This window comes from Streptomyces sp. NPDC046909, from assembly GCF_040644695.1.
Lineage (GTDB): Bacteria > Actinomycetota > Actinomycetes > Streptomycetales > Streptomycetaceae > Streptomyces.
In genome coordinates this window covers 15,638-40,077 of record NZ_JBEYXC010000010.1, presented here as the reverse complement: position 1 = coordinate 40,077, position 24,440 = coordinate 15,638, and the positions used below count along the sequence as shown (strand labels likewise).

Below are 24,440 nucleotides of genomic sequence, written 5' to 3'. Positions count from 1 at the left end.
GGAACATGCGAAAGGGGCGCCGGTAACCACGGCGCCCTATCGCTCTGTGCTCAGCCGAAGACGTACTTGGCGGCGTGGTTGAGTCCATAGTCAATCACGGTGACCAGACCGATCATGACGATCACGAAGACAATCACCACGGTCGTGTAGGTCGTCAGCTGGCTGCGCGTCGGCCAGACGACCTTGCGGAGCTCCGCGACGATCTGGCGATAGAAAGTGGCCAGGCGCTTCAGCGGGCCCTTCTTGGCCCGCTTGCCGCCCTTGCGAGCCTTCTTCGAGGGCGCCTCGTCCTGGGCATCAGGCGTGTCGATGGAGCCCACGGCGTCCGCCATTCGTCCTCACCTGTTCCCGGGTCGTGGCCGTGCCGCGCCCGGTCTGAGCCGCACGGCGGTGCATTACCTGTACGTACATGCGCACACATCCTGGCGGTGTGTGTAGCAGGGCCGGAGGGACTTGAACCCCCAACCGCCGGTTTTGGAGACCGGTGCTCTACCAATTGAGCTACGACCCTTTGTGGTTCCCCCCAAACGTACCGCATCCGCCCGGGTGCTCGGTGTGCACCGGATGAGTGCGGCCGCTGTGAGGCCAACGAGGTGAGAGTGTACGTGGTCCCGGGCCCCCCGTCGAACAGAAAGCGCCCGTAGGGGCTTTGCGAGCGGAAGATCGACTGGGGATCGACTGCGCTGCTCGACAAGATCACCCAGGCCAGCGCGCGAATCCGGACGGTTGTTCAGCCGTTGTTCAGTCTGTGAAACCCGTGTGCCGGTGACGTTTCCGGTCTGGAACGATGGGCCCCATGAGCGCTGCAACCCCTCCCACCGAGCGCCGGGTCTCCGCCCGAGTCGGCGCGATCTCCGAGTCCGCCACCCTCGCCGTGGACGCCAAGGCCAAGGCCCTCAAGGCCGCCGGGCGTCCGGTGATCGGCTTCGGCGCCGGTGAGCCGGACTTCCCGACCCCGGACTACATCGTCCAGGCGGCCGTCGAGGCCTGCTCCAACCCGAAGTACCACCGCTACACGCCGGCCGGCGGCCTGCCCGAGCTGAAGGCCGCGATCGCCGCGAAGACGCTGCGCGACTCGAACTACGAGGTCGACGCGTCCCAGGTGCTCGTCACCAACGGCGGCAAGCAGGCCATCTACGAGGCCTTCGCCGCGATCCTCGACCCGGGCGACGAGGTCATCGTCCCGGCCCCGTACTGGACGACGTACCCGGAGTCGATCCGTCTCGCCGGCGGTGTCCCGGTCGAGGTCGTCGCGGACGAGACCACCGGCTACCGCGTCTCCGTGGAGCAGCTGGAGGCGGCGCGCACGGAGCGGACGAAGGTCGTCCTCTTCGTCTCCCCCTCGAACCCGACCGGCGCCGTCTACAGCGAGGCCGAGGCCGAGGCGATCGGCCGCTGGGCCGTCGAGCACGGCCTGTGGGTGCTGACCGACGAGATCTACGAGCACCTGGTCTACGGCGACGCGAAGTTCACCTCGCTGCCCGCGATCCTCCCCGAGCTGCGCGACAAGTGCATCGTGGTCAACGGTGTCGCGAAGACCTACGCCATGACGGGCTGGCGCGTGGGCTGGATCATCGGCCCGAAGGACGTCGTGAAGGCCGCGACGAACCTCCAGTCGCACGCCACGTCGAACGTCTCCAACGTCGCCCAGGTCGCGGCGCTGGCGGCGGTCTCCGGCAACCTGGACGCGGTGGCCGAGATGCGTACGGCCTTCGACCGCCGCCGCAAGACGATCGTCCGCATGCTGAACGAGATCGACGGCGTGCTCTGCCCGGAGCCCGAGGGCGCGTTCTACGCGTACCCGTCGGTCAAGGACCTGCTCGGCAAGGAGATCCGCGGCAAGCGTCCGCAGGACACGGTCGAGCTGGCCGCGCTGATCCTGGAGGAGGCCGAGGTCGCGGTCGTCCCGGGTGAGGCCTTCGGTACGCCGGGCTATCTGCGGCTGTCGTACGCGCTGGGCGACGAGGACCTCGTCGAGGGTGTCTCGCGGATCCAGAAGCTCCTCGCGGAGGCGCAGGACTGACGCCGTACGACAGGGACCACCCGGGAACCTTCCTGGGTGGTCCCTGTCGTTTGTGCGAGCAAGACCACGTTCGGGGAATCCGCTACCGGGACGGCGGGGGCGTACGGCAGGATCGGCGAATGGAGCGTGTACGTGATGTCTCTGAGCTGCCGAAAGCCCATCTGCACCTGCACTTCACCGGGTCGATGCGCCCAGGGACCGTTCTGGAACTGGCCGACAAGTACGGTGTGCGGCTGCCCGAGGCGCTGACCGAGGCCCTGACCAGTGGGGAGCCGCCGAAGCTGCGGGCGACCGACGAGCGGGGCTGGTTCCGGTTCCAGCGGCTGTACGACGCGGCGCGGTCGTGCCTCAGGGAGCCGGAGGACATCCAGCGGCTGGTGCGCGAGGCCGCGGAGGAGGATGTGCGGGACGGGTCGGGGTGGCTGGAGATCCAGGTCGATCCGACGTCGTACGCGCCCCGGCTCGGCGGGCTGATCCCGGCGCTGGAGGTCATCCTGGACGCGGTGGAGACGACCTCGCGGGAGACCGGGCTCGGGATGCGGGTGCTGGTGGCCGCGAACCGGATGAAGCATCCGCTGGACGCGCGGACGCTGGCGCGGCTCGCGGTGCGGTACGCGGAGCGGGGGGTCGTCGGGTTCGGGCTCTCCAATGACGAGCGGCGGGGCATGGCGCGGGACTTCGACCGGGCGTTCGCCATCGCGCGCGAGGGCGGGCTGCTGTCGGCGCCGCACGGCGGTGAGCTGACCGGGCCGGCGTCCGTGCGGGACTGTCTGGACGATCTGCACGCCTCGCGGATCGGCCACGGGGTGCGGGCGGCGGAGGACCCGCGGCTGCTGAAGCGGCTGGCGGACCGGGGCGTGACGTGCGAGGTCTGTCCGGCGTCGAACGTGGCGCTCGGCGTCTACGAGAAGCCCGAGGACGTGCCGCTGCGGACCCTGTTCGAGGCCGGTGTCCCGATGGCGCTCGGCGCCGACGACCCGCTGCTCTTCGGCTCGCGGCTGGCCGCCCAGTACGAGATCGCCCGGCAGCACCACGGTTTCACGGACGCGGAGCTGGCGGAACTGGCCCGGCAGTCGGTGCGGGGTTCGGCCGCGCCGGAGGTCGTCAAGGCGCGGATGCTGGCCGGGATCGACGAATGGCTCGTTCGCCCGGTCTCTTGAAGTGGGCGTAGGGCGGATACGGCTTGTAGCAGATGTCCACCTCCAGCGGGTGGCCGCCGCTCGGGGGCCCGGGCGGCTCGGGCAGGGTGAGCGCCGACATGAACGCCATGTGCCCCTCGGCGACGCGCTTCTGCCGCGGCCCCCAGCCGGCCGCGTAGGCGAACTCGGTGGCCAGCGAGACGAAGGCGTCCCGGTCGCCGAACAGAAAGAGCGTCCGGGCGTGGGTGGCGTGCCGCAGGGTGTCCCGGGCGTCCGCGTGGGACCGGCGGGCCCGCCAGGACTCCGCGTCCCGCGCGGTGCGGGCCTCGTCGGTGCGCACGGTCAGCGGGGTGCCGTGCCTGAGCTTGCGGCGCAGTTCGGGCCAGTCGCTCGCGCGCAGGCCGGCGCTGTGCTGGGCCAGGACGAGGTCGACCCGCTCGCCCCAGCCCTCGTCGGGCGGGACTCCGTCGCGCAGCGGGACATGGACGATCGTGTGGCGGGAGTAGGCGGCGAAGGAGAAAAGGCCGGCCAGCCGGCTCAGCCCGTCGTGGTCGCCGAGCAGGAGGCCGATGGGTTCGGGGGCGGTCAGTGAGGTGTGGCGCAGGGTCTGGCGGGGCTGGACGATCCGGTGCTCGTGGGGGCCGGTCCTGGGCCTGAACTGTCGCAGCCTCAGCCGCATTTGGGGTCCTTCATGGCCTCAGGGTCGTGGGCCGCGGGGTCGGTGCGCAACGGAGATTCCGCCGAGGAGCGTCGCGGCGAGGCGGGCCGCGAACTCGTCCACGGGGGGTCTGGCGCCGGTCTCGGTGGCCTCGTAGGCGAACGCGCGCTGGGCGCAGGCGCCGAGGAGGAGGGAGGCGGCGGCGAAGGTGTCGGCGTCGGGGCGGACACGGCCGAGGGTCTGTTCGGCGCGCAGGTAGGTGTCCAGGTTCTCGATGGGCATGTGGGGTCCGGCGCCGATCTGCCGCAGGGCGTCGTCGTGCCGCCGCTTGAGCTGGGTCTCCGCGTAGAGGGAGGCGGCGATCGGGAAGCTCTGCTCGTAGAACAGGGATGCCTGGCGGGCGATCTCGGTGAGGTTTCCCTCCAGGGTGCCCTGACCGGGTTCGGCGGCGAGGCTGTTCAGCAGGGGTGTGAGCCGGGGCAGCCGCTCGGAGAGGACCCTGACGAACAGGTCTTCCTTGCTGTCGAAGTACTTGTAGAGGGCCGCCTCGGAGCAGCCGGCCGCCCTGGCGATCTCCTTGGTGGTGGCGCGGGCCAAGCCGACGGTGAGCATCAGCTCGTGGGCGGCGTCGAGGATGCGGAGGCGGGCCGGCCTGTTCTCCATGAGGTGTCCGAACCTTCTTTCAGTACAGCTTTCCGTACGGCCTTGACGGGTGGGTGAGTACTTACCCACTCTAGAGGGAGTCAGGGGTGAGTGAATACTCACCCACCTGTCCCATGAACATGGGGGGTCCCATGAAACTCACCGTTTTCGGCGCCACCGGAGGCATAGGCAAGGAGATCGTCAGGCAGGCCCTGGACTCGGGTCACGAGGTCACGGCCGTCGTCCGCGACCCGGCACGCCTGACTGTCACCGGCGCGGGCCTGGAGGTGTTCCGCGCGGACCTGACGGATCCGGCGGCGGTACGGTCCGCCGTCGCCGGCCGGGACGCGGTGCTGTCGGGCCTCGGCGCGCGCAGCACCAAGGACGCGGGGGTCGCCACCCGGCTCACGCGTACGGTCCTCGCGGCGATGGACGCCGAGGGCGTACGGCGTCTGCTGGTCGTCAGCGCCGCGCCTGTCGGACCCGCGCCCGAGCACGACGGTCTCCTGGACCGCGGGATGCGGGGCCTGGTCTCGGCGCTCCTCAAGAACGTCTACGCCGACCTGCGCGAGATGGAGGCCGAGCTGGCCCGCAGCGGTACGGACTGGACGTCGGTACGGCCACCGCGGTTGCAGAACAAGCCGGTGAGCGGGGTGTACCGGACGGTGGTCGGGGGGTTCCCGGCGAAGGGGCGGTTCGCCGGGCGGGCGGATGTGGCCCACGCGATGCTGTCGATGATCGACGATGCGGGGACGGTGAAGCAGGGGGTGGGTGTGGCGTACTGAGCCTTATGGCGTGGTGAGCCTTGTCGCGTGATGGCGTGGCGAGCCTTAGGGCGTACTGCGCCTTACAGGCTGACGCCGACCGTCACCGGCTCGTTGACCAGGGTGATGCCGAAGGTGCTGTGCACGCCGGCGACCACCTCGCGGGCGAGGGCCAGGAGGTCTTCGGTGGTGGCATCGCCCCGGTTGGTGAGGGCGAGGGTGTGCTTGGTGGAGATACGGGCGGGGCCGGTGCCGTAGCCCTTGGTGAAGCCGGCCTTGTCGATCAGCCAGGCCGCGGAGGTCTTGGTGTGGCCCTCGCCCGCCGGGTAGGCCGGGGGTTCGGCGCTGTCGCCCAGGCGGGCCTTCACGCGCGCGTGGAACGCGGTGAACTCCTCCGCGGTGAGGATCGGGTTGGTGAAGAAGGAACCGGCGGACCAGGTGTCGTGGTCCTCGGGGTCCAGGACCATGCCCTTGCCCGCGCGCAGCTTCAGCACGGTCTCGCGGGCGGCGGCGAGGGGGACGCGGTCGCCGGGTTCGACGCCGAGGGCGCGGGCGGTCTCGGCGTACTTGACGGGCGCGGAGAGGCCGTCGGCGTCTTCCAGTTCGAAACGGACGCGAAGGACGACGTAGCGGTGGGGGTCTTCCTTGAACCTGCTGTGGCGGTAGGAGAAGGCGCAGTCGGCGTTGGCGATCGTGACCGTCTCCCGGGTGCGCCGGTCGTAGGCGACCACCTCGGTGATCGTGGCGGAGACTTCCTGGCCGTACGCGCCGACGTTCTGGATCGGCGTCGCGCCCGCGGAACCGGGGATGCCGGCCAAGCACTCGACTCCGGCGAGCCCCGCTTCCACGGTCCGTGCGACGGCGTCGGTCCAGACCTCACCGGCGGCGAGTTCGAGGTGGGTGCCGTCGAGTGCGATGCCCTTGGTCGCGATGACCAGGGCGGTGCCGTCGAAGCCCTTGTCCCCGATGACGAGGTTCGAGCCGCCGCCGATGAGCAGGAGCGGCGTGCCGGTCTCGTCGGCCTCGCGGACGGCTGCGATCACCTCGGCGTCGGTGGTCGCGGTGACCAGGCGGGTGGCGGGGCCGCCCAGGCGGAAGGTGGTCAGCGGGGCGAGGGGGGCGTCGTGTCGTTCCTGCACGGGCTCAAGGGTACGGGGTGCCTCCGGCGGGGGGACCGTGGCGATCTGCGGGTCGGTGGGGGTGGGCGTTCGCGCGGTTCCCCGCGCCCCTGAAGTGCCTGCGGCGGCCTGTGGCGGCTCGGTGGGGGCTTGCGTTGCGCACTACGCGGAGTGGGTGGGTCGGGGCCGGGGGCGGGGGCGGGGGGTGTCCGTCCTCGGTCCGGCGGTGGCTGTAGCTCGTTCAGTGCTGGATGACGGACCGGCCGCTGCGGGCGGACACCCCCCGCCCCCGTCCCCTCACCGCCGTACGCGGCCGGCTGGACCCACCCAGGGGCGCGGGGAACTGCGCGACCAGCCACAGTCCACCCGCGCCCGCCGGGCCACAGAACCCGGCAACCCCCTAGGCGCTCACCTTCTCCACCGCTCGTGTCGGCTCAGCCGGTACCAGGACCTTCTCCCTCCGGGCCGGAATCAACAGCGCAGCCACCCCCGCCAGAGCGACCACCGCAGACCCCGTCACCAGTGCGGGCCGCAGGCCGTCCACGAAGGTCTGGCCCGTCTCGTAGCCGCCCTGGGCCGCGAAGATCGAGCCCATGATCGCGATGCCGAGCGCGCCGCCCACCTCGCGCAGGGCGTTGTTCGCGCCGGAGGCGATGCCCTGTTCGGAGGGGCGGACGCTGGACATGACCAGGTTGGAGGCGGGGGCGAAGAAGAGGGCCATGCCGATGCCGCTGATGATCAGGCCGGGGAGCTGGATCGCGTAGGAGGCGTCCACGGTGATGACGGAGGCCAGGTAGGCGAGGCCCGCCGCCTGGAAGAAGAGGCCCGTGGCGACGACCGGGCGGCCGCCGATGCGGTCGGAGAGGATGCCGGCGATGGGGGCGACCAGCATGGGCATGCCGGTCCAGGGGAGCATCCGCAGGCCGGCCTCGGTCGGCGAGTAGCCGAGCACACCCTGCATGTACTGGCTGAGCAGGAAGATCGAGCCGAACATGCCGAGGAACATCAGGAGGCTGGCCGCGTTGATGCCGGAGAAGGCCCGGGAACGGAACAGCCGCATCGGGAGCATGGGGTTCTTGGCGCGGGTGCCGTAGACGACGAAGCCGGCGAGGAGTGCCGTGCCGGTGAACAGGGACGTCAGGACCAGGTTGTCCGTCCAGCCGTCCGCGGGGCCCCGGACCAGGCCGTAGACGATGCCGAAGAGGCCGCCGCTGGCGAGGAGGGTGCCGGGGATGTCGAGGGGCGCGCCGGTGCCGTGGGACTCGGCGAGGCGGAGGCGGGCCAGGGGGAGCAGGGCGACGCCCAGCGGGACGTTCAGCCAGAAGATCCACTGCCAGGAGATGTGCTCGGTCAGGCTGCCGCCGATCAGGGGGCCGGAGGCCACCGCGAGTCCGTTGACCGCGCCCCAGATGCCGTACGCCATCCCGCGCTTGGCGGCGGGCACGGCTGCCGTGAGGAGGGTGAGGGTCAGCGGCATCATGATGGCCGCGCCGACGCCCTGGACCGCGCGGGCCGCGATGAGGCTGTCGATGCCGGGGGCGAGGGCCGCCGCGGCGGACGCGCCGGTGAAGATCGTGAGGCCGGTGAGGAAGAGCCGGCGGCGGCCGAAGCGGTCGCCGAGGGCCGCGCCGAACATGAGGAGGACCGCGAAGGTGAGGGTGTAGGCGCTCACCGTCCATTCCAGGTCGTGCAGGGCACCGCCGAGGTCCTCGCGGATGGAGGGCAGCGCGGTGGTGACGACGAGGTTGTCGAGGGCCGCCATGAACCCGGCGACGCTGGTGATGACGAGGGCCCAGACGGCTCCCCCGCGTGACGTCCTGTGTGCGACTTGCTGTGACATTGCTCCCCCAGAGCTGTCCGGATAGTTATTGATTACTAACTTTCGCGCTCATGAAAAGGCGCCGATGACGCCTCTGCTGCTCACTTCTCCAGTCGGCCCTTGTCCCGCGCCGACGGGTACATCCCCTCCCACACCCGGTGCTCGGGCGGAAACCCCATCGCGACCAGGCAGTTGATGAGCATCCCGTACGCCAGGAAGTTCGTCGTCTCGCCCGCGTCGGCGCCCAGCGGCAGATGGACCGTGTCCCACAGCCGCATCCAGCCCTCCCGCACGGCCGCCCCGAACTCGTGGTCACCCTCCTCCTCGGCGGCGCCCACGGCGACGTACATCTGCATCTGCATCAGCAGCCGCTCCGGATGCTCCGCGATGACCTTGGTGTACGCGTTCGCCATGGCATGCAGGGCCTCTTCGCCCTGGAGCCCCTCGGCGGCCTCGTCGAAGGTGCGGATGGTTTCCTCCACACACCGCTCCGCCGCCGCCAGGAAGATCGCCTTCTTACCGGGGAAGAGCCGGAAGAGATACGGCTGCGAGACCCCGACCCGCTTGGCGATCGCCTCGGTCGACGTGCCGTGGTAACCGCCACGGGCGAACTCGATCGTCGCCGCGCGGATCACGCTCTCGCGCCTCTCCTCTGCGCTCATCCTGACCATGGATAGAAAGTTAGTACTCAATCACTAACTAAGTCAAGGGGCATCCCGGCATCCATCAACTCGTCAAGGTCATCCCGGAACGACCTCACCGCCCCGACCGTTGGGGCCGGTAGGGGGCCTCACACCAGTAAGGAGCGCCCCACCATGGAGGGCGCCCCTTACTCAGCGTGCTGCTCGTCAGGCCAGCCGTACGACCGCCCGGGACATCCCCAGCACCTTCTGCCCGGCGCTGGTCGCGGTGAGGTCCACGCGGACCGTGTTGTCGTCGAGCTTGGCCGCGACCTTGGCGCTGACCTCGATCACGGCGCCCTGGTCGTCGTTCGGGACGACGACGGGCTTGGTGAAGCGGACGCCGTACTCGGCGACGGCGGCCGGGTCGCCGACCCAGTCGGTCACCACGCGGATCGCCTCGGCCATGGTGAACATGCCGTGCGCGATGACGTCCGGCAGTCCGACCTCCTTGGCGAACTTCTCGTTCCAGTGGATCGGGTTGAAGTCCCCGGAGGCGCCCGCGTACTGGACGAGCGTGGCGCGCGTCACGGGAAAGCTCTGGGCGGGCAGCTCGGTGCCGACCTCGACATCGTCGTATGCGATCTTCGCCGTCATCGTCTTCCTCACGCCTCCTCGGCCGCGCGCGCGACGAGCTTGGTCCAGGCGGTCACGACGTGCTCACCGGCCTCGTCGTGGACCTCGCCGCGGATGTCCACGATGTCGTTGCCCGCGAGGGACTTGATCGCCTCGATGGTCGAGGTGACCGTCAGGCGGTCGCCCGCGCGGACCGGGCGGGTGTAGGCGAACTTCTGGTCGCCGTGCACCACGCGGCTGTAGTCCAGACCCAGTTGCGGGTCGGCGACGACCTGGCCGGCGGCCCTGAAGGTGATCGAGAACACGAACGTCGGCGGGGCGATCACATCGGGGTGACCGAGCGCCTTGGCCGCGTCCGGGTCGGTGTACGCCGGGTTGGCGTCCCCCACGGCCTCCGCGAACTCGCGGATCTTCTCCCGGCCCACCTCATAGGGCTCGGTGGGCGGGTAGCTCCGCCCCACGAAGGACTGGTCGAGCGCCATGGGCTCGGCACCTCCTGATCGCTGAGTACTGGGTAATGGCTGGTATCGGCGCACTGGGTACTGGCCGGTATCGGCCCATGAACGACGCGAGGCCGCCCCCCTGACTGCTGGGGGCGGCCTCGCGTACGAGCCTGATTTATCGCGTCTCGCGGTGCGCGGTGTGCGCGTTGCAACGCGGGCAGTGCTTCTTCATCTCCAGTCGGTCCGGGTTGTTACGCCGGTTCTTCTTGGTGATGTAGTTCCGCTCCTTGCACTCCACGCAGGCCAGCGTGATCTTCGGGCGGACGTCGGTGGCAGCCACAGGAGTGCTCCTTGACGAACGGATAGGACTGATTTAACGCAAAGAAGAGTAGCCGATCGAAGGACCGACCCCACAATCGGCTACTGTCAGTAGCGGTGACCGGACTTGAACCGGTGACACAGCGATTATGAGCCGCTTGCTCTACCGACTGAGCTACACCGCTGTGATGCGATCCGTTCCCGCCTCGCGACGGGAACCTCACACACCAGAGCCCCAATACGGAATCGAACCGTAGACCTTCTCCTTACCATGGAGACGCTCTGCCGACTGAGCTATTGGGGCGAGCGATGAAGACATTACACGCTCGGCCGCCGTTCACCCAAATCCGTTTCGTGGCCCCGCCCGCGGCCCGTGGAGCGGTCTGATCACGGCCGCCCCATCGGTCTCTCCGGTGATCGCTCCGGCGATCTCCCGGCGCTCTGCACGGCGGCCTGTCGGGCAGCCCGTCGGGCGCTCCGGCCAGTGGATCTCCCACCCGCCTCCGAGGCCTCTCCCGTACGGCGGACCACACCGGTACGACTATTGCGCTCCTCCCCGCCACGAGTGGATCGCCACCCTAGGCTCGACTCACTCTGCGTGATCTTGCGTCCCCCGCCCGCAGCCCCGAGCGTCCCCTGCCCGCGGCCCCGGGCCACGAGCCTTGAGCCCCTGGAGCGCGATGCCCGACAGCCAGCCGCAGCCGCCCCACTCGTCGTCCTCGCCGGGCCCGGCCGACACCACCTCACTCCTGCTGTGCGGGGCACGGCTGACCGACGGCCGGACCGTGGACGTACGGCTGGGCGGCGGGCGCATCGAGGCGGTCGGCACGGCGGGCAGCCTGGCGTCGGAGAGCACGCGCGCGTGCGGTGCGCGAGTGGACCTCAGCGGCTATCTGCTGCTCCCGGCCCCCGTGGAGCCGCACGCCCACGGCGACACCGCGCTCTCCGCCGACGAGGGCGGCCCGGTCTCGTACGACCCCCAGGACGTCCAGCGCCGGGCCACCGAGGCGGCCCTGCTGCAACTCGGGCACGGGGCGACCGCGCTGCGAGCACACGTGCGCGTGGGCGACGTCCAGGGGCTCGGCGCGCTGGCGGCCGTTCTCCAGGCACGGCGTTCGCTGCGCGGGCTCACCGAGCTGACCGCGGTGGCGATGCCGCGGGTGCTGACCGGGGCGGCCGGGAAGGAGGGGCTCGCGATGCTGCGGGACGCGGTGAAGATGGGCGCCTCGGTGGTCGGCGGCTGCCCGGACCTCGACCCCGACCCGACGGGCTATGTCCAGGCGATCCTGGAGGTCGCCTCCGAACACGGCTGCCCGGTCGACCTCCACACCGACGCCACCGACCCGCCCCGCCTCGCCCGCCTCGCCGCGATGGCCGGCGGCCTGCGCCCCGGGGTGACCCTCGGCCCCTGCGGCGGCCTCGGCCGGCTCCCCTCCGAGATCGCCTCCCGCACCGCCGACCAACTCGCCGCTGCCGGCGTGACCGTGGTGTGTCTGCCGCAGGGCGGCTGCGGGGGCGTGGAACGGCGCGGCACGGCGCCGGTACGGCTGCTGCGCGCCGCCGGGGTACGGGTGGCGGCCGGCAGCGGCGCCCTGCGGGACGTCTCCAACCCGGTGGGCCGCGGCGACCCCTTGGAGGCCGCCTACCTCCTGGCCTCCCGCTACGGCATGCGCCCCGAGGACGCCTACGACGCGGTGAGCGCCTCCGCGCGGGCCGTACTGGGGCTGCCCGAGGTGCGCGTGGAGGCGGGTTTCCCGGCCGAGTTGCTCGCGGTGCGCGGCGACCGGCTCTCGGGGGCGCTGTCGTTGGCCTACAGCCGGATCGTGGTGCACCGGGGGCGCGTGGTGGCGCGGACGAGCGCGGTACGGGAGTTCTGCGACTCGGCGGCGGCGGTGGAGTTGGGGCTGCCGCGGCAGGGGCGGGGGGAGGTGTCGTGAGGTCGGCTGGGCGGGGTGGGGGTGCGGAGGGCGCGCGTGGGGCGCGAAAGGGGGGCGGGGCGTGCAGGAGGCGCGGGGCGCTGAAGGGGCGCGGGGCGTGGGGCGCGGAGGAGGCGCGAGGGGGCGAAGAGGGCGCCGGGCTCGAAGGGGGCCCGCAGGGCACGGAGGGGGCGCGGGGTACGGAGAAGGGCGCGAGGCGCGGAGAAGGGCGTGAGATGCGGAGCGGGGCGTGAACCTCTGCCTGCGCGCCCTTGAGCGCCGCCCCCGTTGTGCGGCGACAGCTTGCGCGCAGGGCGTGTGCGCCTCGATTCGCGCCCCCTGGCGCGCTCCCTGAGGCACGGCTCAAGTCGTGCGGCGGATGCGGCCGTCCGGGCGTACGGTCGAAGGCATGCGCATTGTCATCGCTGGTGGTCATGGTCAGATCGCGCTGCGGCTGGAGCGACTGCTCGCAGCGCGCGGCAACGAGGTCGCGGGGATCATCCGCAAGCCCGAGCAGGGCGACGACCTGCGGGAGGCCGGTGCCGAACCGGTGCTCCTGGATCTGGAGTCGGCCTCGGTGGAGGAGGTCGCGGCCCACTTGCAGGGCGCTGACGCGGCGGTCTTCGCGGCGGGCGCGGGCCCCGGCAGCGGTGCGGCCCGCAAGGACACGGTGGACAAGGGCGCGGCGGTGCTGTTCGCGGACGCGGCGGTCCGGGCCGGCGTACGGCGTCATGTGGTCGTGTCGTCGATGGGCGCCGATGCGAAGCACCAGGGCGACGATGTCTTCGACGTCTACCAGCGCGCCAAGGGCGAAGCCGACGACCACGTCCGCGGCCTGGACGCCCTGGACTGGACGATCCTGCGCCCCGGCGCGCTGACGAACGACGCCGGCACCGGTCTGGTCCGCCTCGAGGCCCACACGGGCCGCGGCCCGGTCACACGCGACGACGTGGCCGCCGTGGTGGCGGAGTTGCTGGAGACCCCGGCGACGGCCGGACTGACGCTGGAGCTGATCGGCGGATCGACGCCGGTGTCGGTGGCGGTGAAGTCGGTGGCCGGCAACTGAGAGCGGTACGCCCCGGCACGTAGGAGGAGCGGTACGACCCGGCACGTAGGGGGCGTCGCTCAGCACACCGGAGTTCCCGCGCCACCGCTCAGAACAGCGGCATCTGCCCCGGGAACTCCGGGACCACATACCCGTCCAACGACGGCTGAGCCGCGCCGAGTTGTGCCTGTCGACGGGAGCCGGGGCAGGACGTGAGGTCGCCGTTCTCGCGGGCGCCGGGCGGATCGTGGCGCGCGTAGCGCCCGGCGACGACGGCGATCTCGCGATGACATGCGGGGCAGTTCCTGCGACGGGTGGACATGGGGTCAGTGTGCCCCGAGCGGGCTCGTGTTGAGCGCGCCGGACGGGTGGCGGCCGCCGAGCGGCCGACCACGGACCCCAGGCGAATGGCCGGGGCACCGGGCGAAGACGGAACTCGATTCCCGCGTGCGGCGAAGTACTGCTGAAAGCCCAAGTCTTCAGAACGTCCGGACACGACGAAAGGAGCCCCCGATGACCGTCGAACCGGGCGTCAGGGTGGGGCAGGACAGCGACGCCGCGGTGATCGAACGGTCGCGGGACGAGCCCGAGGCGTTCGCCGCGCTCTTCGACCGGCATGCCGACTCGGTGCACCGTTACGCGGCGCGCAGGCTGGGTGCGGAGGTGGCCGAGGACGTGATGGCGGAGACCTTCACCACCGCTTTCCAGCAGCGGTTCCGCTACGACACGGAGCTGGCCGACGCCCGCCCCTGGCTGTTCGGCATCGCGACCAACCTCATCGGCCGCCACCGCCGCGCCGAGGGCCGGCGTCTGAGAGCGCTCGCCCGGCTGCCCGCGCCCACGGGCGGCGGAGCCGAGGAGGCGGTCGCGGACCTGGTGGCGGATCGGGTCAGCGCCCAGGCGTTACGCCGTGAACTCGCCGCCGCACTGGCCCGGTTACCGGCCCGGCACCGGGACGTACTGCTGCTGGTCGCCTGGGCCGACCTCGGTTACGAGGAGGCCGCACGCGCCCTGGGGGTGCCGGTGGGGACGGTCCGGTCGCGGCTGCACAGGGCTCGCAGGAAGGTTCGTGAGGCATTGGGCGGATCCGATCCGACCGCACTCCGAGAGGAATCCGACGACGATGAATGAACTCGAACTCCTGAAGCAATGGGACGACGCGCCCCCGCTCACGGACACCGCACGCGCGCGTGCCCGCTTCCACCTGCACCAGGCGATGCGGACTCCAGCCCCCATGACCGTACGCCGTCGCCCGCTGCTGCGCATCGCGGCGGCCGGCCTCGCGGCGGCGGCCGTCACGACAACAGTGCTGGTCACCGAGGACACGGACCCCTCCCCCCGCACCCGCCCCGCGAGCGCGGCCACGGTTCTGCGCGGCGCGGCGGCCGAGGAACGCAGGACCGAGCGGCCCATCGCGGCACGCGACGACCAGTTCATCTACTCGAAGGAGATCATCAAGGAGACCCCGGTCGGCGGCGGCCGGAGCCGGACGTACGTCGATGAGAGCTGGAGTTCGGTCGACGGCTCGAAGAAGTCGTACGTCAGCGAGCTGGAGCACACCCAGTGGGTCCCGCCGGACCGGCCGGGGCAGAGCAGCTGGCCACCGCGCAGGTGGTCCCAGCTGGAGCAACTGCCCACCGACCCCGCCAAGTTGACGATCACCCTGCGCGACATGGGCGCCAAGCCGTCCTACGACCGCCCGACACGGCCCGACGAGTGGCCGATGGTCCACTTCTTCCTCTACGGCCTCCTCCGCACCCCCGCCCTACCGGAAGGCCTGCGCCCGGCCGCCTTCGAGGCCCTCGCCACCGTCCCCGGCATCAAACTCCTGCCGAACGAGACGGACGCGGACGGCCGCACGGGCATCGGCATCCAGTACGTGGGCAAGCCGGGCACTCCGTGGGCGGACGGCGGCCCGGTCCTGGTCTTCGACGCCAAGACGTACCGATACCTGGGAATGCGGGACCGTCGGCAGGCAGGATCGGTGACGTACGAGCAGTGGTCGTACGTGGCCGCCGACGGGGTGGTCGACCGGGTGATGCAGCGACCGTGAGACCCGCCCGTACCGAGTGAACCCAGTGGGATGGGTCACCCCCGCCTCGGACTGCCCCTCAAATCCCCCCGAACATGGCCCGAATACGAAGAGACCCCCTCCTCACTGCGTTTCCGCAGTTGGGAGGGGGTCTTCCCCAGTGTGGCGGCGCCAGGATTCGAACCTGGGAAGGCTGAGCCGGCAGATTTACAGTCTGCTCCCTTTGGCCGCTCGGGCACACCGCCGGGGTTTGCTGCCCTTCGAACCGTCTTTCGGCGGCGCTCCGTGGCAACGACGTAAACAATACCCGATGTGGAGGGGTGCTTCGCCACCCGATTGATCAGCGCTCGGGGGGCGTGGGGTGGCTAGGCTTGTGCGGATGCGGCCCGGGGTCTGTACCGGGCTCGGCGGCTGCCCCATGTACGCCGATACGCACCCGATACGCACCCCGATACAAGGAGCCACAGGACATGGCCGACTCCAGTTTCGACATCGTCTCGAAGGTCGAGCGGCAGGAGGTCGACAACGCCCTCAACCAGGCCGCCAAGGAGATCTCGCAGCGCTACGACTTCAAGGGCGTCGGCGCCTCGATCTCGTGGTCCGGTGACAAGATCCTGATGGAGGCGAACTCCGAGGACCGGGTGAACGCCGTCCTCGACGTCTTCCAGTCCAAGCTGATCAAGCGCGGCATCTCGCTGAAGGCGCTGGACGCCGGTGAGCCGCAGCTGTCCGGCAAGGAGTACAAGATCTTCGCGTCGATCGAGGAGGGCATCTCCCAGGACAACGCGAAGAAGGTGGCGAAGATCATCCGTGACGAGGGCCCGAAGGGCGTGAAGGCCCAGGTCCAGGGTGACGAGCTGCGTGTCAGCTCGAAGAGCCGCGACGACCTCCAGGCCGTCATCGCCCTCCTGAAGGGCAAGGACTTCGACTTCGCCGTCCAGTTCGTGAACTACCGGTAGTCAGGTCAACCGGTCTGCCCCGCACGGATGCCGACGGGCGGACGGACCTGACAGACAGGGTGTGAGGAGGGCGGGTCACCGGGGTCGAGCCTCGGTGACCCGCCCTCCTCGCGCCATCGTCACCTCACCTCTCTCGCTCCCTCCCTCACGTGCCGTCGCCGTCAGCTTCTTGTGCTCAGCCCCCGTGCTCGGCGTCCCACCGGTCCCGCGCCGCCGCGATCGCCGCCTTGCGGTCACGTGACCAGTCGGCGAGGTGGAAGGCCATGTCGGCGAGGCTTCGGCCCATCTCGGTGAGCCGGTATTCGACCTGCGGCGGGATGGTCGGGTAGGCGATGCGCTCGACGAAGCCGTCGCGGGCCAGTCGCTTGGTGGTGAGCGTCAGCATGCGCTGCGAGATGCCGGGGATCGCCCGCTCCAGCTCCCGGAAGCGACGGGTCCCCTTCGACAGTTCGACCAGTACCAGCACGGTCCAGCGGTCCCCGAGCCGATCCAGGATGTCGCGGATCCCGCAGTCGTCGTCCCCGCACGGACCGTGGCCCGCCTCCCCCTCGCCCGCCCTGACCTGCTGGGTTACCGCGGTGTTCGTGGCCGACATCAAAGTGCCTCCTTCCGCCCCCGTCCGCCCGGACGGATGCTCGACGCCATCACCACCCGCGGAAACAGAAGCGTCAGAAGGAGTGTTCCCATGATTCTCGTCACCGGTGTCTCGGGCGGACTCGGCGGCCTGGTGTACGACGGTCTGAAGGCGCTCGGCGATGTCGAGGTGGCCGGCGGCACTCGCGGCGGCGACGGGACCACCACCCGCCGCGTCGACTTCGACGAACCGGCGACCCTGGCCGAGGGGTTCAAGGGCGTGGACGTCCTCGTCGTGATCTCCGCCGGCTACGCGGAGGACGACGTGGTGCTGGCCCGGCACGGAGCGGTGGCGGACGCGGCGGCCACGGCCGGGATCCGCCATGTCATGTACACCAGCCTCGCCGGATCCGGCGACGGCCTGACGATCGCTCTGCCGCACCGGTGGACGGAACAGCGGCTGGCCCGGGGGCCGTTCGCGCTGACGGTCCTCCGCAACGGCCTCTACCCGGAGGTCCCGGCGGGACTGGCCGCCACGGGTGCTGCCGGGGCAGCGGAGACAGGCGTCTTCTCCGCCTCCCTGGGCACCGGCCGAATATCCGTCGTCGCCAAGCAGGACCTCGCGGACGCGGCGGTGCGGGTGGCCGCCGAGACCGAACGCGCGCTCGCAGCAGGCGTCCCCGGCCCGCATGCCGGAAGGACTTATGAGTTGGAGGGCGTGACGGCGTTCGGCGGCGCCGAGATCGCGGCCGTGCTCGCCGAGACCGTCGGCCGCCCGGTGAGCTACCAGGACCTCCCGCTCGGCGAGACCCGCGCCGCGCTGACCGCATCCGGCGCTCTGCAGCCCTACCAAGTCGGCCACGCCGTCTCCCTCTTCTCCCACGCGAAGGCCGGCTTCCTGGAGGCCCCGGCCGACGCCTCCGACCTCCCGTCCCTCCTCGCCCCGGCGCTCCCCCGCCCGGTCCGCGACCAGATCGCGGCCGCCACCCGCGCCGGCTACCAGGGCCAGGAGATCTCCACCGTGCGCTGACCCGGCCGTGAGAAAGAAGGAAGGGAAAGAAAGAAGGGAAGGACGAGGAAGGGTGGGCACCTGGCCGGTGTCCACCCTTCTCGCCTGCTGGCTGCGGTTCGGGGGGTGCTCAGTCGCGCGAGTTGCCGAACAGGATGCGGTAGCCGATCAGGAGGACGAGTGAGCCTCCGATCGCGGCGGCCCAAGTGGTTCCGTCGTAGAAGTTCTTGGTGACCGGGTGGTCCAGCCAACGGGCCGATATCCAGCCGCCGATGAAGGCGCCCGCGATGCCGATGAGGGTCGTACCGATGAAGCCGCCCGGGTCACGCCCCGGCAGCAGGAACTTGGCGATGGCCCCGGCCAGAAGTCCCAAGATGATCCAACCGATGATGCTCATGCCCTGAACCTGCCCTTCCGCGCTGTGCCCGAACTGTCCCGGCGCTGTGACTTCCGTCCGGGCGGGCTGTGCGCTGGTGGGTTGTACGTGGTGCGTTCATGTACCGGCGGCAGCGTTGTTGGTGCCGTGTTGATGGGGAGGACGTCACCAACACACCGGTCGGTTGCACTGATCAGTAGGGTGCGACGCATGACACCTTCCGGCGCCGCCTCCGAACTGCGCCGCACCCTGGGCGTGGGGGACGCCGTGGTCATCGGGCTGGGCTCGATGGTCGGGGCCGGCATCTTCGCCGCCCTGGGCCCCGCGGCACGCGCGGCCGGGTCCGGGCTGCTGTTCGGGCTCGCGGTCGCCGCCGTGGTCGCCTACTGCAACGCCACCTCCTCGGCACGGCTGGCCGCGCTGTACCCGGCCTCCGGCGGCACGTACGTGTACGGGCGCGAGCGGCTCGGTCCGTTCTGGGGTTATCTGGCGGGCTGGTCGTTCGTGGTCGGGAAGACGGCCTCCTGTGCGGCGATGGCGCTCACTGTGGGCGCGTACGTCTGGCCGGGGCAGGCGCACGCCGTGGCGGTCGCGGCCGTCGTGGCGCTGACCGCGGTGAACTACGGCGGAGTCCAGAAGTCCGCCTGGCTGACGCGGGTGATCGTGGCGGTCGTGCTGGCTGTCCTCGCTTCCGTGGTGGTCGTGTGCCTGGGGTCCGGGGCGTCCGATGCCGGGCGGCTGGACAGCGGTGCCTCGGGCGGGGTGAGCGGGGTGTTGCAGGCCGCCGGTCTGCTGTTCTTCGCGTTCGCCGGGTACGCCCGGATCGCGACGCTCGGCGAAGAGGTACGGGATCCCGCGCGCACCATCCCGCGCGCCATCCCGTTGGCCCTGGCCATCGCGCTGGCCGTGTACGCGTGCGTGTCGGTGTCCGTCCTTTCGGTGTTGGGTGCGGAGGGTCTCGGTGGGGCGGGTGCGCCGTTGGCCGACGCCGTGCGGGCCGCCGGGGTGCCGGGCCTGGTGCCGGTGGTGCGGGTCGGTGCCGCCGTCGCCGCGCTGGGCTCGCTGCTCGCCCTGGTCCTGGGCGTCTCCCGGACGACGCTGGCCATGGCCCGCGACCGGCATCTGCCCGGCGCGCTGGCGGCCGTGCACCCACGCTTCCAGGTGCCGCACCGGGCGGAGTTGGCCGTGGGCACGGTGGTCGCGGTCCTGGCCGCCACGGTGGACGTACGGGGCGCGATCGGTTTCTCCTCCTTCGGTGTGCTGGCGTACTACGCGGTGGCCAACGCCTCGGCCTGGACGCTGAGTTCGGCTCCGGCGGCGCGGGTGGTGCCGGCGGTGGGACTTCTCGGGTGCGTGGTGCTGGCGTTCGCGCTGCCGGGAGTGTCGGTGGCCGTGGGTGCGGGTGTGCTGGTGGTGGGTGTGGTCGCGTACGGCGTACGGCGGTGGGTGGCGGCGCGGTAGGGGTGCGTGGGGCGGGGCGGTAGGAGTTCGTGCGGCGGCGATTGGTCCGGCGCCTTTCACCGCGCACGGCCGCGTCCCGGTCAGGCCGTACGGATACCTGGCCGGCCGAGCGGGCAGGCGGAACGGGCGGATATGAGCGCACGGCTCGCGGCGGTGCGCCGGTCGTGGAACTCGGGTGATGTGCGGGCCCGCGGGCAGCGGGTGCCATGAGCCCCGGTCGCCCCCTGTGCCCGCAACTGTTCGTTCACGGTCATGAGTTCATGATGCAGGCCCGCACTGACAGCGGTGCGGGCCTGTGGAAAACCTGGAGGCTGTGGGAAACCCACGCTGTCCCCGGCCGACTACCAGCGCGACGAGAACGGCTGGTCGGTCGACACGATCTCGCGGCCCAGCGGCAGCAACGACACCGGGATCAGCTTGAAGTTGGCGATGCCGAACGGGATGCCGATGATCGTGACGCACAGGGCGATGCCGGTGACGATGTGGGCCAGGGCCAGCCACCAGCCCGCGAGGATCAGCCACAGGACGTTGCCGATGCAGGAGGGGGCGCCGGCGTCCCGGCGTTCGACGGTCGTGTACCCGAAGGGCCACAGGGCGTAGACGCCGATACGAAACGCGGCGATGCCGAAGGGGATGCCGATGATCGTGATGCACAACAGCACCCCGGCGAGCAGATAGCCGAGGAACAGCCAGAAGCCGCTCAGGACGAGCCATATGACGTTCAGGATTGTCTTCACTGGTGGCGACCTGCCATCTTCTCGAGGCGGGCAATGCGCTCCGCCATCGGCGGGTGCGTGGAGAACATCTTCGAGAATCCCTGGCCCGGGCGGAAGGGGTTCGCGATCATCATGTGGCTCGCGGTCTCGATGCGGGGCTCCGGGGGCAGCGGCAGCTGCTTGGTGCCCATTTCGAGCTTGCGCAGCGCGCTGGCCAGGGCCAGGGGGTCCCCGGTGAGCTGGGCGCCGGAGGCGTCGGCCTCGTACTCCCGGGAGCGGCTGATGGCCAGTTGAATGAGGGACGCGGCGAGCGGGCCCAGGATCATGATGAGCAGCATGCCGAGGATGCCGGGGCCGTCGTCGTCGTTGGAGCGGCCGATCGGGATCAGCCAGGCGAAGTTGACGAGGAACATGATCACGGAGGCGAGAGCGCCGGCGACCGACGAGATCAGGATGTCGCGGTTGTAGACATGGCTGAGCTCGTGGCCGATGACGCCGCGCAGTTCGCGCTCGTCGAGGATGCGCAGGATGCCTTCGGTGCAGCACACGGCCGCGTTGCGCGGGTTGCGGCCCGTGGCGAACGCGTTCGGTGCCTCCGTCGGGGAGATGTACAGGCGCGGCATGGGCTGGCGAGCCTGGGTGGAGAGTTCGCGGACCATCCGGTAGAGCGCGGGGGCCTCGAACTCGCTCACCGGGCGCGCGCGCATCGCGCGTAGCGCGAGCTTGTCGCTGTTCCAGTACGCGTACGCGTTGGTCCCCAGGGCGATCAGGACCGCGACGACGAGCCCCATACGGCCGAAGAAGCTGCCGATGACGATGATGAGTGCCGACAGTCCTCCGAGGAGTACTGCGGTCCTGAGCCCGTTGTGCCGGCGGTGCACGGTACGCCCTCCAAGTCGTGCAGCAGGGGAACCCTTTGCTTGCTTGATCTGCGGTCCTACTGGTTCACGTCCAGTGGACCCTCCCGTACTGGTCAACGCCAGGCGAGAGCGGCTAGTTCCCTTGTGCGCGCGGGGGCGGGTGTGCGCCGTCCGGGTGAGGGCTCCCGGGATCTCCGGTGGTGGGCTCAGAAGAGGCCGGTGTCGGTGAAGCGCAGGATCAGCTGGGGAGCGCCCGACAAGGCGATGCCGAGGACACCGGTGAGGGCGATCGCGGCGGTGAGGGGGGCGGGGATGCGGTGTCGCGCGGGTTCGCCCTCGGGGGCGCGGAACAGCAGGGCCGTCCACTGGAGGTAGTAGAACAGCGCGATCACGACGTTCACCGCCATGACCACCGCGAGCCAGCCGAGTCCGGCGTCGACGGCCGCCGAGAAGACGGTGACCTTGGCGAACAGGCCGATGATGCCCGGCGGCAGTCCGGCGAGGCACAGCAGGAAGAAGGCCAGCAGGAGGGCGGCGAGCGGGTTCGTGGCGTACAGGCCGCGGTAGTCGGTGAGGCGGTTGAGGGCTCTTGTACGGCCCACCAGTGCGGCCACCGCGAAGGCGCCGAGGTTCACGGCGGCGTACATGAGGGCGTAGGCGACGGTGGAGCCGATGGAGTGCTCGGGGTCGTCGGAGTACGCGGCGGCGGCGATGGGCACCAGGAGGTAGCCGGCCTGGCCGACGGAGGACCAGGCGAGCAGGCGTACGGCGCTGTACGCGCGCGTGGGCTGCTGGCGGAGGGCGCCGACGTTGCCGACGGTCATGGTGAGTGCGGCCAGCGCGGCGAGCGCCGGGCCCCACACGTCGGCGTAGGAGGGGAGGGCGACGACGGTGACGAGGATCAGGCCGGAGAAGCCGACGGCTTTGCCGACGACCGACAAGTAGGCGGCGATGGGGAGGGGCGCGCCTACGTAGGTGTCCGGGACCCAGAAGTGGAAGGGGACGGCGGCCGTCTTGAAGGCGAAGCCGACGAGGGTGAGGACGACGCCGGTCTGGGTGAGGGTGTGGAGCTGGCCGTCGACGTGCTGGATCCGGTCGGCGATCCGGGTGAGGTAGAGGGTGCCCGTGGACGCGTACACGAAGCTGATGCCCATGAGGCTGACCGCGGTGGCGGTGACCGAGGACAGGAAGAACTTCAGGGCCGCTTCTGAGGACTTGCGGTCGCCGTGGCGCAGGCCGACGAGGGCGAAGGCGGGCAGGGAGGCGACTTCCAGGGCGACGATGAGGGTCGCCAGGTCGCGGGAGGCGGGCAGGAGGGCGGCGCCGGCGGCGGAGGAGAGCAGCAGGAACCAGTACTCCCCTTCGGGGAGTCCCTTGTCGGCGTCTTTGAGGGCGGTGACCGACAGGAGGGCCGCCAGGAGTGCTCCGCCGAGGACCAGGAGCTGGAGGACGACGGTGAAGCGGTCCGCGGTGTAGCTGCAGACGTCGGGGTCGCCGGTGAGGCAGAAGGTGGCTCGGTCGCCGTCCAGGAGGGGCAGCAGCATGGCGGTGGCGGCGGCGAGGCCCGCGATGGACAGCCGGCCGAGGAGCGCCTTCTTGTGGTCGCCGACGAACAGGTCCGCGACGAGGACCACGAGGCCGACGACCGCCGCGATGGTGGGCGGTGCGATGGCGAGCCAGTCGACGGACTGGACGAGGTTCGCGGCCATCGGCTGGGCCGCGGCGGCCAGGGCGCTCATCGGGTGCCTCCTGCGAGGAGCTGCTGTACGGCCGGGTCGGTCAGGCCCAGGAGGGCCTTCGGCCACAGGCCGGCTACGACGGTGAGGGCGACGAGCGGCGTCCAGGCCGCGAACTCGTACGTCTGGACGTCGGCGAGCTTCGGGGCGTCCTGAGGTACGGCGCCCATGCACACGCGGCGGACCACGACGAGGAGGTAGGCGGCCGTGAGGAGGGTGCCGAAGGCCGCGATCGCCATGAATGTGAGGAACGCCGGGCGGCTGAGGCCGTCGGCGGGGTCGAACGCGCCGAACAGGGCCAGCATCTCGCCCCAGAATCCGGCGAGGCCGGGCAGGCCGAGGGAGGCCACGGCGGCGAATGCGAGCAGGCCGCCGAGGCGGGGTGCCTTGCCGTAGAGCGCGGCGCCGGTCTGCTCGGCGAGGGCGTCGAGGTCGGTGCTGCCCGTACGGTCCTTGAGCGCGCCGACCAGGAAGAACAGGAGGCCGGTGATGAGGCCGTGGGCGATGTTGGCGAAGAGGGCGCCGTTCACGCCGGTCGGGGTCATCGTGGCGATGCCGAGCAGGACGAAGCCCATGTGGCCGACTGAGGAGTAGGCGATGAGGCGCTTGAGGTCGCCCTTCGCGCCCTGTTTGGCGAGGGCCAGGCAGGCGAGGGATCCGTAGATGATCCCGACGACGGCGAAGGAGGCGAGGTAGGGCGCGAAGTCGGCGAAGCCGTCGGGAGCGATGGGGAGAAGGATCCGGACGAACCCGTACGTGCCCATCTTCAGCAGGACGCCGGCCAGCAGGACCGAGCCGACGGTCGGGGCGGCGGTGTGGGCGTCGGGCAGCCAGCTGTGCAGGGGCCACATCGGGGTCTTCACCGCGAGCCCGATCCCGATCGCCAGAACGGCGATGACCTGCACGGATGTGGTCAGCGACCGGCCGTTGTCAGTGGCGAGTGCCACCATGTCGAATGTGCCCGCCTTGATCCCGATCAGGAGCAGGCCGAGCAGCATGACCACGGATCCGAGCAGCGTGTAGAGGATGAACCGCCACGCCGCCTGGGTCCTGCCCTCGCCGCCCCAGCGGGCGATGAGGAAGTACATCGGGATGAGCACCATCTCGAACGCCAGGAAGAACAGCAGCAGGTCGAGGACGGCGAAGGTCGCGAGGGTGCCGGACTCGAGGACCAGCAGCAGTGCGACGAAGGCCTTCGGGGTCGGGCCCGAAGGCATCTTGAAGTACGAGTAGAGCGCGCAGAGGAAGGTCAGCAGCGCGGTCAGGACCAGAAGGGGGAGGGAGATGCCGTCGATGCCGAGGTGGATGCGCACGTCGAGTGCGGGAATCCAGCTGATGTCGGTCGTGGCCTGCATCTTCGACGGGTGGTCGTGGTCGAAGCCGAGCGCGAGGACGATCGCGGCGACGAGGATCACGCCGGTCACGGTCACGCCGTGCCGCAGCACGGCCTGCTCGGGCGACTTCCCCTTCAGTCCGGGCGGGGCCGGCAGCAGGGCGGCGACGGCGCCCAGGAGCGGGCCGACGACGATGAACGCCAGAAGGAACTGCGTCACGGACTCGTTGATATCGATCACGCC

At 70.8% G+C, this 24,440-nt stretch carries 27 protein-coding genes and 4 tRNA genes; 10 read left to right on the top strand and 21 right to left on the bottom strand.

The window, feature by feature from the left end; all coding sequences use genetic code 11:
* Positions 1-50: 50 nt before the first annotated feature.
* Together secE and ABZ928_RS30670 are read right to left on the bottom strand one after the other, a co-directional pair.
* Positions 51-332, bottom strand: coding sequence for a preprotein translocase subunit SecE (secE, locus tag ABZ928_RS30675; protein WP_361525972.1), 282 nt, complete (start codon positions 330-332; stop codon positions 51-53).
* A 106-nt stretch (positions 333-438) separates the two neighbouring features.
* Positions 439-511: transfer RNA gene (locus tag ABZ928_RS30670), tRNA-Trp, on the bottom strand.
* A 285-nt stretch (positions 512-796) separates the two neighbouring features.
* On the opposite strand from ABZ928_RS30670, the gene ABZ928_RS30665 reads away from it, so the two are divergent.
* Positions 797-2,023: a pyridoxal phosphate-dependent aminotransferase gene (locus ABZ928_RS30665; RefSeq protein WP_361525969.1), complete on the top strand. Its 1,227-nt coding sequence runs from the start codon at positions 797-799 to the stop codon at positions 2,021-2,023.
* 119 nt (positions 2,024-2,142) lie between these two features.
* Positions 2,143-3,183, top strand: a complete 1,041-nt coding sequence (locus ABZ928_RS30660) for an adenosine deaminase (protein ID WP_361525966.1) — start codon at positions 2,143-2,145, stop codon at positions 3,181-3,183.
* Here ABZ928_RS30660 and ABZ928_RS30655 read toward each other — a convergent pair.
* Together ABZ928_RS30655 and ABZ928_RS30650 are read right to left on the bottom strand one after the other, a co-directional pair.
* On the bottom strand, positions 3,128-3,841 hold the full coding sequence (locus ABZ928_RS30655; RefSeq protein WP_361525963.1) for a hypothetical protein: 714 nt from the start codon (positions 3,839-3,841) through the stop codon (positions 3,128-3,130). The two genes, ABZ928_RS30660 and ABZ928_RS30655, sit on opposite strands and share 56 nt — an antisense overlap.
* Before the next feature lie 18 nt (positions 3,842-3,859).
* Positions 3,860-4,483, bottom strand: coding sequence for a helix-turn-helix domain-containing protein (locus tag ABZ928_RS30650; protein ID WP_361525960.1), 624 nt, complete (start codon positions 4,481-4,483; stop codon positions 3,860-3,862).
* A 131-nt stretch (positions 4,484-4,614) separates the two neighbouring features.
* Between ABZ928_RS30650 and ABZ928_RS30645 the strand changes: the two genes are divergently transcribed.
* Positions 4,615-5,247 carry an NAD(P)H-binding protein gene (locus ABZ928_RS30645; RefSeq protein WP_361525958.1) on the top strand — a complete coding sequence of 211 codons (633 nt, stop codon included), beginning with the start codon at positions 4,615-4,617 and terminating at the stop codon, positions 5,245-5,247.
* 62 nt (positions 5,248-5,309) lie between these two features.
* Here ABZ928_RS30645 and ABZ928_RS30640 read toward each other — a convergent pair whose 3' ends face one another.
* From ABZ928_RS30640 to ABZ928_RS30605, 8 genes are all read right to left on the bottom strand, one after another.
* Positions 5,310-6,365 (bottom strand): UDP-N-acetylmuramate dehydrogenase, encoded by a 1,056-nt coding sequence (locus ABZ928_RS30640; protein WP_361525955.1) that lies wholly within the window; start codon positions 6,363-6,365, stop codon positions 5,310-5,312.
* A gap of 379 nt (positions 6,366-6,744) precedes the next feature.
* On the bottom strand, positions 6,745-8,184 hold the full coding sequence (locus tag ABZ928_RS30635; RefSeq protein WP_361525952.1) for an MFS transporter: 1,440 nt from the start codon (positions 8,182-8,184) through the stop codon (positions 6,745-6,747).
* An 80-nt stretch (positions 8,185-8,264) separates the two neighbouring features.
* Complete coding sequence (locus ABZ928_RS30630) at positions 8,265-8,834, bottom strand: TetR/AcrR family transcriptional regulator (RefSeq protein WP_361525950.1); 570 nt, start codon at positions 8,832-8,834, stop codon at positions 8,265-8,267.
* 177 nt (positions 8,835-9,011) lie between these two features.
* Entirely contained in the window at positions 9,012-9,440 is a 429-nt protein-coding gene (locus ABZ928_RS30625; protein WP_361526682.1) for a MaoC family dehydratase, read from the bottom strand.
* Between the two features lie 8 nt (positions 9,441-9,448).
* Complete coding sequence (locus ABZ928_RS30620) at positions 9,449-9,901, bottom strand: MaoC family dehydratase N-terminal domain-containing protein (protein ID WP_361525947.1); 453 nt, start codon at positions 9,899-9,901, stop codon at positions 9,449-9,451.
* A 136-nt stretch (positions 9,902-10,037) separates the two neighbouring features.
* Positions 10,038-10,202, bottom strand: coding sequence for a 50S ribosomal protein L33 (gene rpmG, locus ABZ928_RS30615; protein ID WP_003948671.1), 165 nt, complete (start codon positions 10,200-10,202; stop codon positions 10,038-10,040).
* A 90-nt stretch (positions 10,203-10,292) separates the two neighbouring features.
* A tRNA-Met gene (locus tag ABZ928_RS30610) sits at positions 10,293-10,365 on the bottom strand.
* A 46-nt stretch (positions 10,366-10,411) separates the two neighbouring features.
* Positions 10,412-10,484, bottom strand: a tRNA-Thr gene (locus tag ABZ928_RS30605).
* Between the two features lie 376 nt (positions 10,485-10,860).
* Here ABZ928_RS30605 and ABZ928_RS30600 point away from each other — a divergent pair.
* Both ABZ928_RS30600 and ABZ928_RS30595 read left to right on the top strand, forming a co-directional pair.
* A complete protein-coding gene (locus tag ABZ928_RS30600; RefSeq protein WP_361525945.1) occupies positions 10,861-12,117 on the top strand; it encodes an amidohydrolase family protein in 1,257 nt (418 codons plus the stop codon).
* A 388-nt stretch (positions 12,118-12,505) separates the two neighbouring features.
* The gene (locus ABZ928_RS30595) at positions 12,506-13,162 is read left to right on the top strand and encodes an SDR family oxidoreductase (protein ID WP_361525942.1); all 657 of its coding nucleotides are present in this window, start codon (positions 12,506-12,508) and stop codon (positions 13,160-13,162) included.
* Positions 13,163-13,250: 88 nt separating this feature from the next.
* Here the strand turns inward: ABZ928_RS30595 and ABZ928_RS30590 are convergent, their stop codons facing one another.
* Complete coding sequence (locus ABZ928_RS30590; RefSeq protein ID WP_361525939.1) at positions 13,251-13,463, bottom strand: hypothetical protein; 213 nt, start codon at positions 13,461-13,463, stop codon at positions 13,251-13,253.
* Positions 13,464-13,654: 191 nt separating this feature from the next.
* Between ABZ928_RS30590 and ABZ928_RS30585 the strand changes: the two genes are divergently transcribed.
* Positions 13,655-14,272 carry an RNA polymerase sigma factor gene (locus ABZ928_RS30585; RefSeq protein WP_361525937.1) on the top strand — a complete coding sequence of 206 codons (618 nt, stop codon included), beginning with the start codon at positions 13,655-13,657 and terminating at the stop codon, positions 14,270-14,272.
* Positions 14,265-15,194, top strand: coding sequence for a CU044_5270 family protein (locus ABZ928_RS30580; protein ID WP_361525935.1), 930 nt, complete (start codon positions 14,265-14,267; stop codon positions 15,192-15,194). Before ABZ928_RS30585 ends, ABZ928_RS30580 begins: the two co-directional genes overlap by 8 nt.
* A 142-nt stretch (positions 15,195-15,336) precedes the next feature.
* Here ABZ928_RS30580 and ABZ928_RS30575 read toward each other — a convergent pair.
* A tRNA-Tyr gene (locus ABZ928_RS30575) sits at positions 15,337-15,418 on the bottom strand.
* A gap of 225 nt (positions 15,419-15,643) precedes the next feature.
* On the opposite strand from ABZ928_RS30575, the gene ABZ928_RS30570 reads away from it, so the two are divergent.
* Positions 15,644-16,132, top strand: a complete 489-nt coding sequence (locus tag ABZ928_RS30570; protein WP_353689719.1) for a YajQ family cyclic di-GMP-binding protein — start codon at positions 15,644-15,646, stop codon at positions 16,130-16,132.
* 175 nt (positions 16,133-16,307) lie between these two features.
* Here the strand turns inward: ABZ928_RS30570 and ABZ928_RS30565 are convergent, their stop codons facing one another.
* Positions 16,308-16,727, bottom strand: a complete 420-nt coding sequence (locus ABZ928_RS30565) for a helix-turn-helix domain-containing protein (protein ID WP_361525932.1) — start codon at positions 16,725-16,727, stop codon at positions 16,308-16,310.
* 90 nt (positions 16,728-16,817) lie between these two features.
* Between ABZ928_RS30565 and ABZ928_RS30560 the strand changes: the two genes are divergently transcribed.
* Positions 16,818-17,735: an NmrA family NAD(P)-binding protein gene (locus tag ABZ928_RS30560; RefSeq protein ID WP_361525929.1), complete on the top strand. Its 918-nt coding sequence runs from the start codon at positions 16,818-16,820 to the stop codon at positions 17,733-17,735.
* Positions 17,736-17,844: 109 nt separating this feature from the next.
* On the opposite strand, the gene ABZ928_RS30555 is transcribed toward ABZ928_RS30560, so the two are convergent.
* Positions 17,845-18,111 carry a GlsB/YeaQ/YmgE family stress response membrane protein gene (locus ABZ928_RS30555; protein WP_361525927.1) on the bottom strand — a complete coding sequence of 89 codons (267 nt, stop codon included), beginning with the start codon at positions 18,109-18,111 and terminating at the stop codon, positions 17,845-17,847.
* Between the two features lie 189 nt (positions 18,112-18,300).
* Here ABZ928_RS30555 and ABZ928_RS30550 point away from each other — a divergent pair, with 189 nt between their 5' ends.
* Positions 18,301-19,551 (top strand): APC family permease, encoded by a 1,251-nt coding sequence (locus ABZ928_RS30550; protein WP_361525924.1) that lies wholly within the window; start codon positions 18,301-18,303, stop codon positions 19,549-19,551.
* A gap of 80 nt (positions 19,552-19,631) precedes the next feature.
* On the opposite strand, the gene ABZ928_RS30545 is transcribed toward ABZ928_RS30550, so the two are convergent.
* The 5 genes from ABZ928_RS30545 to ABZ928_RS30525 form a co-directional block, all read right to left on the bottom strand.
* Complete coding sequence (locus ABZ928_RS30545; RefSeq protein WP_361525921.1) at positions 19,632-19,805, bottom strand: hypothetical protein; 174 nt, start codon at positions 19,803-19,805, stop codon at positions 19,632-19,634.
* Between the two features lie 87 nt (positions 19,806-19,892).
* The gene (locus ABZ928_RS30540) at positions 19,893-20,288 is read right to left on the bottom strand and encodes a YccF domain-containing protein (RefSeq protein WP_289922277.1); all 396 of its coding nucleotides are present in this window, start codon (positions 20,286-20,288) and stop codon (positions 19,893-19,895) included.
* Positions 20,285-21,148 carry a zinc metalloprotease HtpX gene (htpX, locus tag ABZ928_RS30535; protein ID WP_361525918.1) on the bottom strand — a complete coding sequence of 288 codons (864 nt, stop codon included), beginning with the start codon at positions 21,146-21,148 and terminating at the stop codon, positions 20,285-20,287. The genes ABZ928_RS30540 and htpX overlap by 4 nt, the downstream gene beginning before the upstream one ends.
* 185 nt (positions 21,149-21,333) lie before the next feature.
* Entirely contained in the window at positions 21,334-22,857 is a 1,524-nt protein-coding gene (locus ABZ928_RS30530; protein ID WP_361526679.1) for an NADH-quinone oxidoreductase subunit N, read from the bottom strand.
* A gap of 5 nt (positions 22,858-22,862) precedes the next feature.
* Complete coding sequence (locus ABZ928_RS30525) at positions 22,863-24,437, bottom strand: NADH-quinone oxidoreductase subunit M (protein ID WP_361525915.1); 1,575 nt, start codon at positions 24,435-24,437, stop codon at positions 22,863-22,865.
* Positions 24,438-24,440: the final 3 nt, after the last annotated feature.

Bases quoted from the DNA above. Each gene is read 5' to 3' on its own strand.
- ABZ928_RS30555 (WP_361525927.1), bottom strand. From the start codon at position 18,111: ATGAGCATCATCGGTTGGATCATCTTGGGACTTCTGGCCGGGGCCATC.
- ABZ928_RS30645 (WP_361525958.1), top strand. From the start codon at position 4,615: ATGAAACTCACCGTTTTCGGCGCCACCGGAGGCATAGGCAAGGAGATC.
- ABZ928_RS30570 (WP_353689719.1), top strand. From the start codon at position 15,644: ATGGCCGACTCCAGTTTCGACATCGTCTCGAAGGTCGAGCGGCAGGAG.
- ABZ928_RS30565 (WP_361525932.1), bottom strand. From the start codon at position 16,727: ATGTCGGCCACGAACACCGCGGTAACCCAGCAGGTCAGGGCGGGCGAG.
- ABZ928_RS30625 (WP_361526682.1), bottom strand. From the start codon at position 9,440: ATGACGGCGAAGATCGCATACGACGATGTCGAGGTCGGCACCGAGCTG.
- ABZ928_RS30545 (WP_361525921.1), bottom strand. From the start codon at position 19,805: ATGACCGTGAACGAACAGTTGCGGGCACAGGGGGCGACCGGGGCTCAT.
- ABZ928_RS30595 (WP_361525942.1), top strand. From the start codon at position 12,506: ATGCGCATTGTCATCGCTGGTGGTCATGGTCAGATCGCGCTGCGGCTG.
- ABZ928_RS30630 (WP_361525950.1), bottom strand. From the start codon at position 8,834: ATGGTCAGGATGAGCGCAGAGGAGAGGCGCGAGAGCGTGATCCGCGCG.
- ABZ928_RS30550 (WP_361525924.1), top strand. From the start codon at position 18,301: ATGACACCTTCCGGCGCCGCCTCCGAACTGCGCCGCACCCTGGGCGTG.
- ABZ928_RS30600 (WP_361525945.1), top strand. From the start codon at position 10,861: ATGCCCGACAGCCAGCCGCAGCCGCCCCACTCGTCGTCCTCGCCGGGC.
- ABZ928_RS30635 (WP_361525952.1), bottom strand. From the start codon at position 8,184: ATGTCACAGCAAGTCGCACACAGGACGTCACGCGGGGGAGCCGTCTGG.
- ABZ928_RS30665 (WP_361525969.1), top strand. From the start codon at position 797: ATGAGCGCTGCAACCCCTCCCACCGAGCGCCGGGTCTCCGCCCGAGTC.
- ABZ928_RS30580 (WP_361525935.1), top strand. From the start codon at position 14,265: ATGAATGAACTCGAACTCCTGAAGCAATGGGACGACGCGCCCCCGCTC.
- ABZ928_RS30585 (WP_361525937.1), top strand. From the start codon at position 13,655: ATGACCGTCGAACCGGGCGTCAGGGTGGGGCAGGACAGCGACGCCGCG.
- secE (WP_361525972.1), bottom strand. From the start codon at position 332: ATGGCGGACGCCGTGGGCTCCATCGACACGCCTGATGCCCAGGACGAG.
- ABZ928_RS30620 (WP_361525947.1), bottom strand. From the start codon at position 9,901: ATGGCGCTCGACCAGTCCTTCGTGGGGCGGAGCTACCCGCCCACCGAG.
- ABZ928_RS30590 (WP_361525939.1), bottom strand. From the start codon at position 13,463: ATGTCCACCCGTCGCAGGAACTGCCCCGCATGTCATCGCGAGATCGCC.
- ABZ928_RS30655 (WP_361525963.1), bottom strand. From the start codon at position 3,841: ATGCGGCTGAGGCTGCGACAGTTCAGGCCCAGGACCGGCCCCCACGAG.
- ABZ928_RS30660 (WP_361525966.1), top strand. From the start codon at position 2,143: ATGGAGCGTGTACGTGATGTCTCTGAGCTGCCGAAAGCCCATCTGCAC.
- ABZ928_RS30650 (WP_361525960.1), bottom strand. From the start codon at position 4,483: ATGGAGAACAGGCCGGCCCGCCTCCGCATCCTCGACGCCGCCCACGAG.
- ABZ928_RS30560 (WP_361525929.1), top strand. From the start codon at position 16,818: ATGATTCTCGTCACCGGTGTCTCGGGCGGACTCGGCGGCCTGGTGTAC.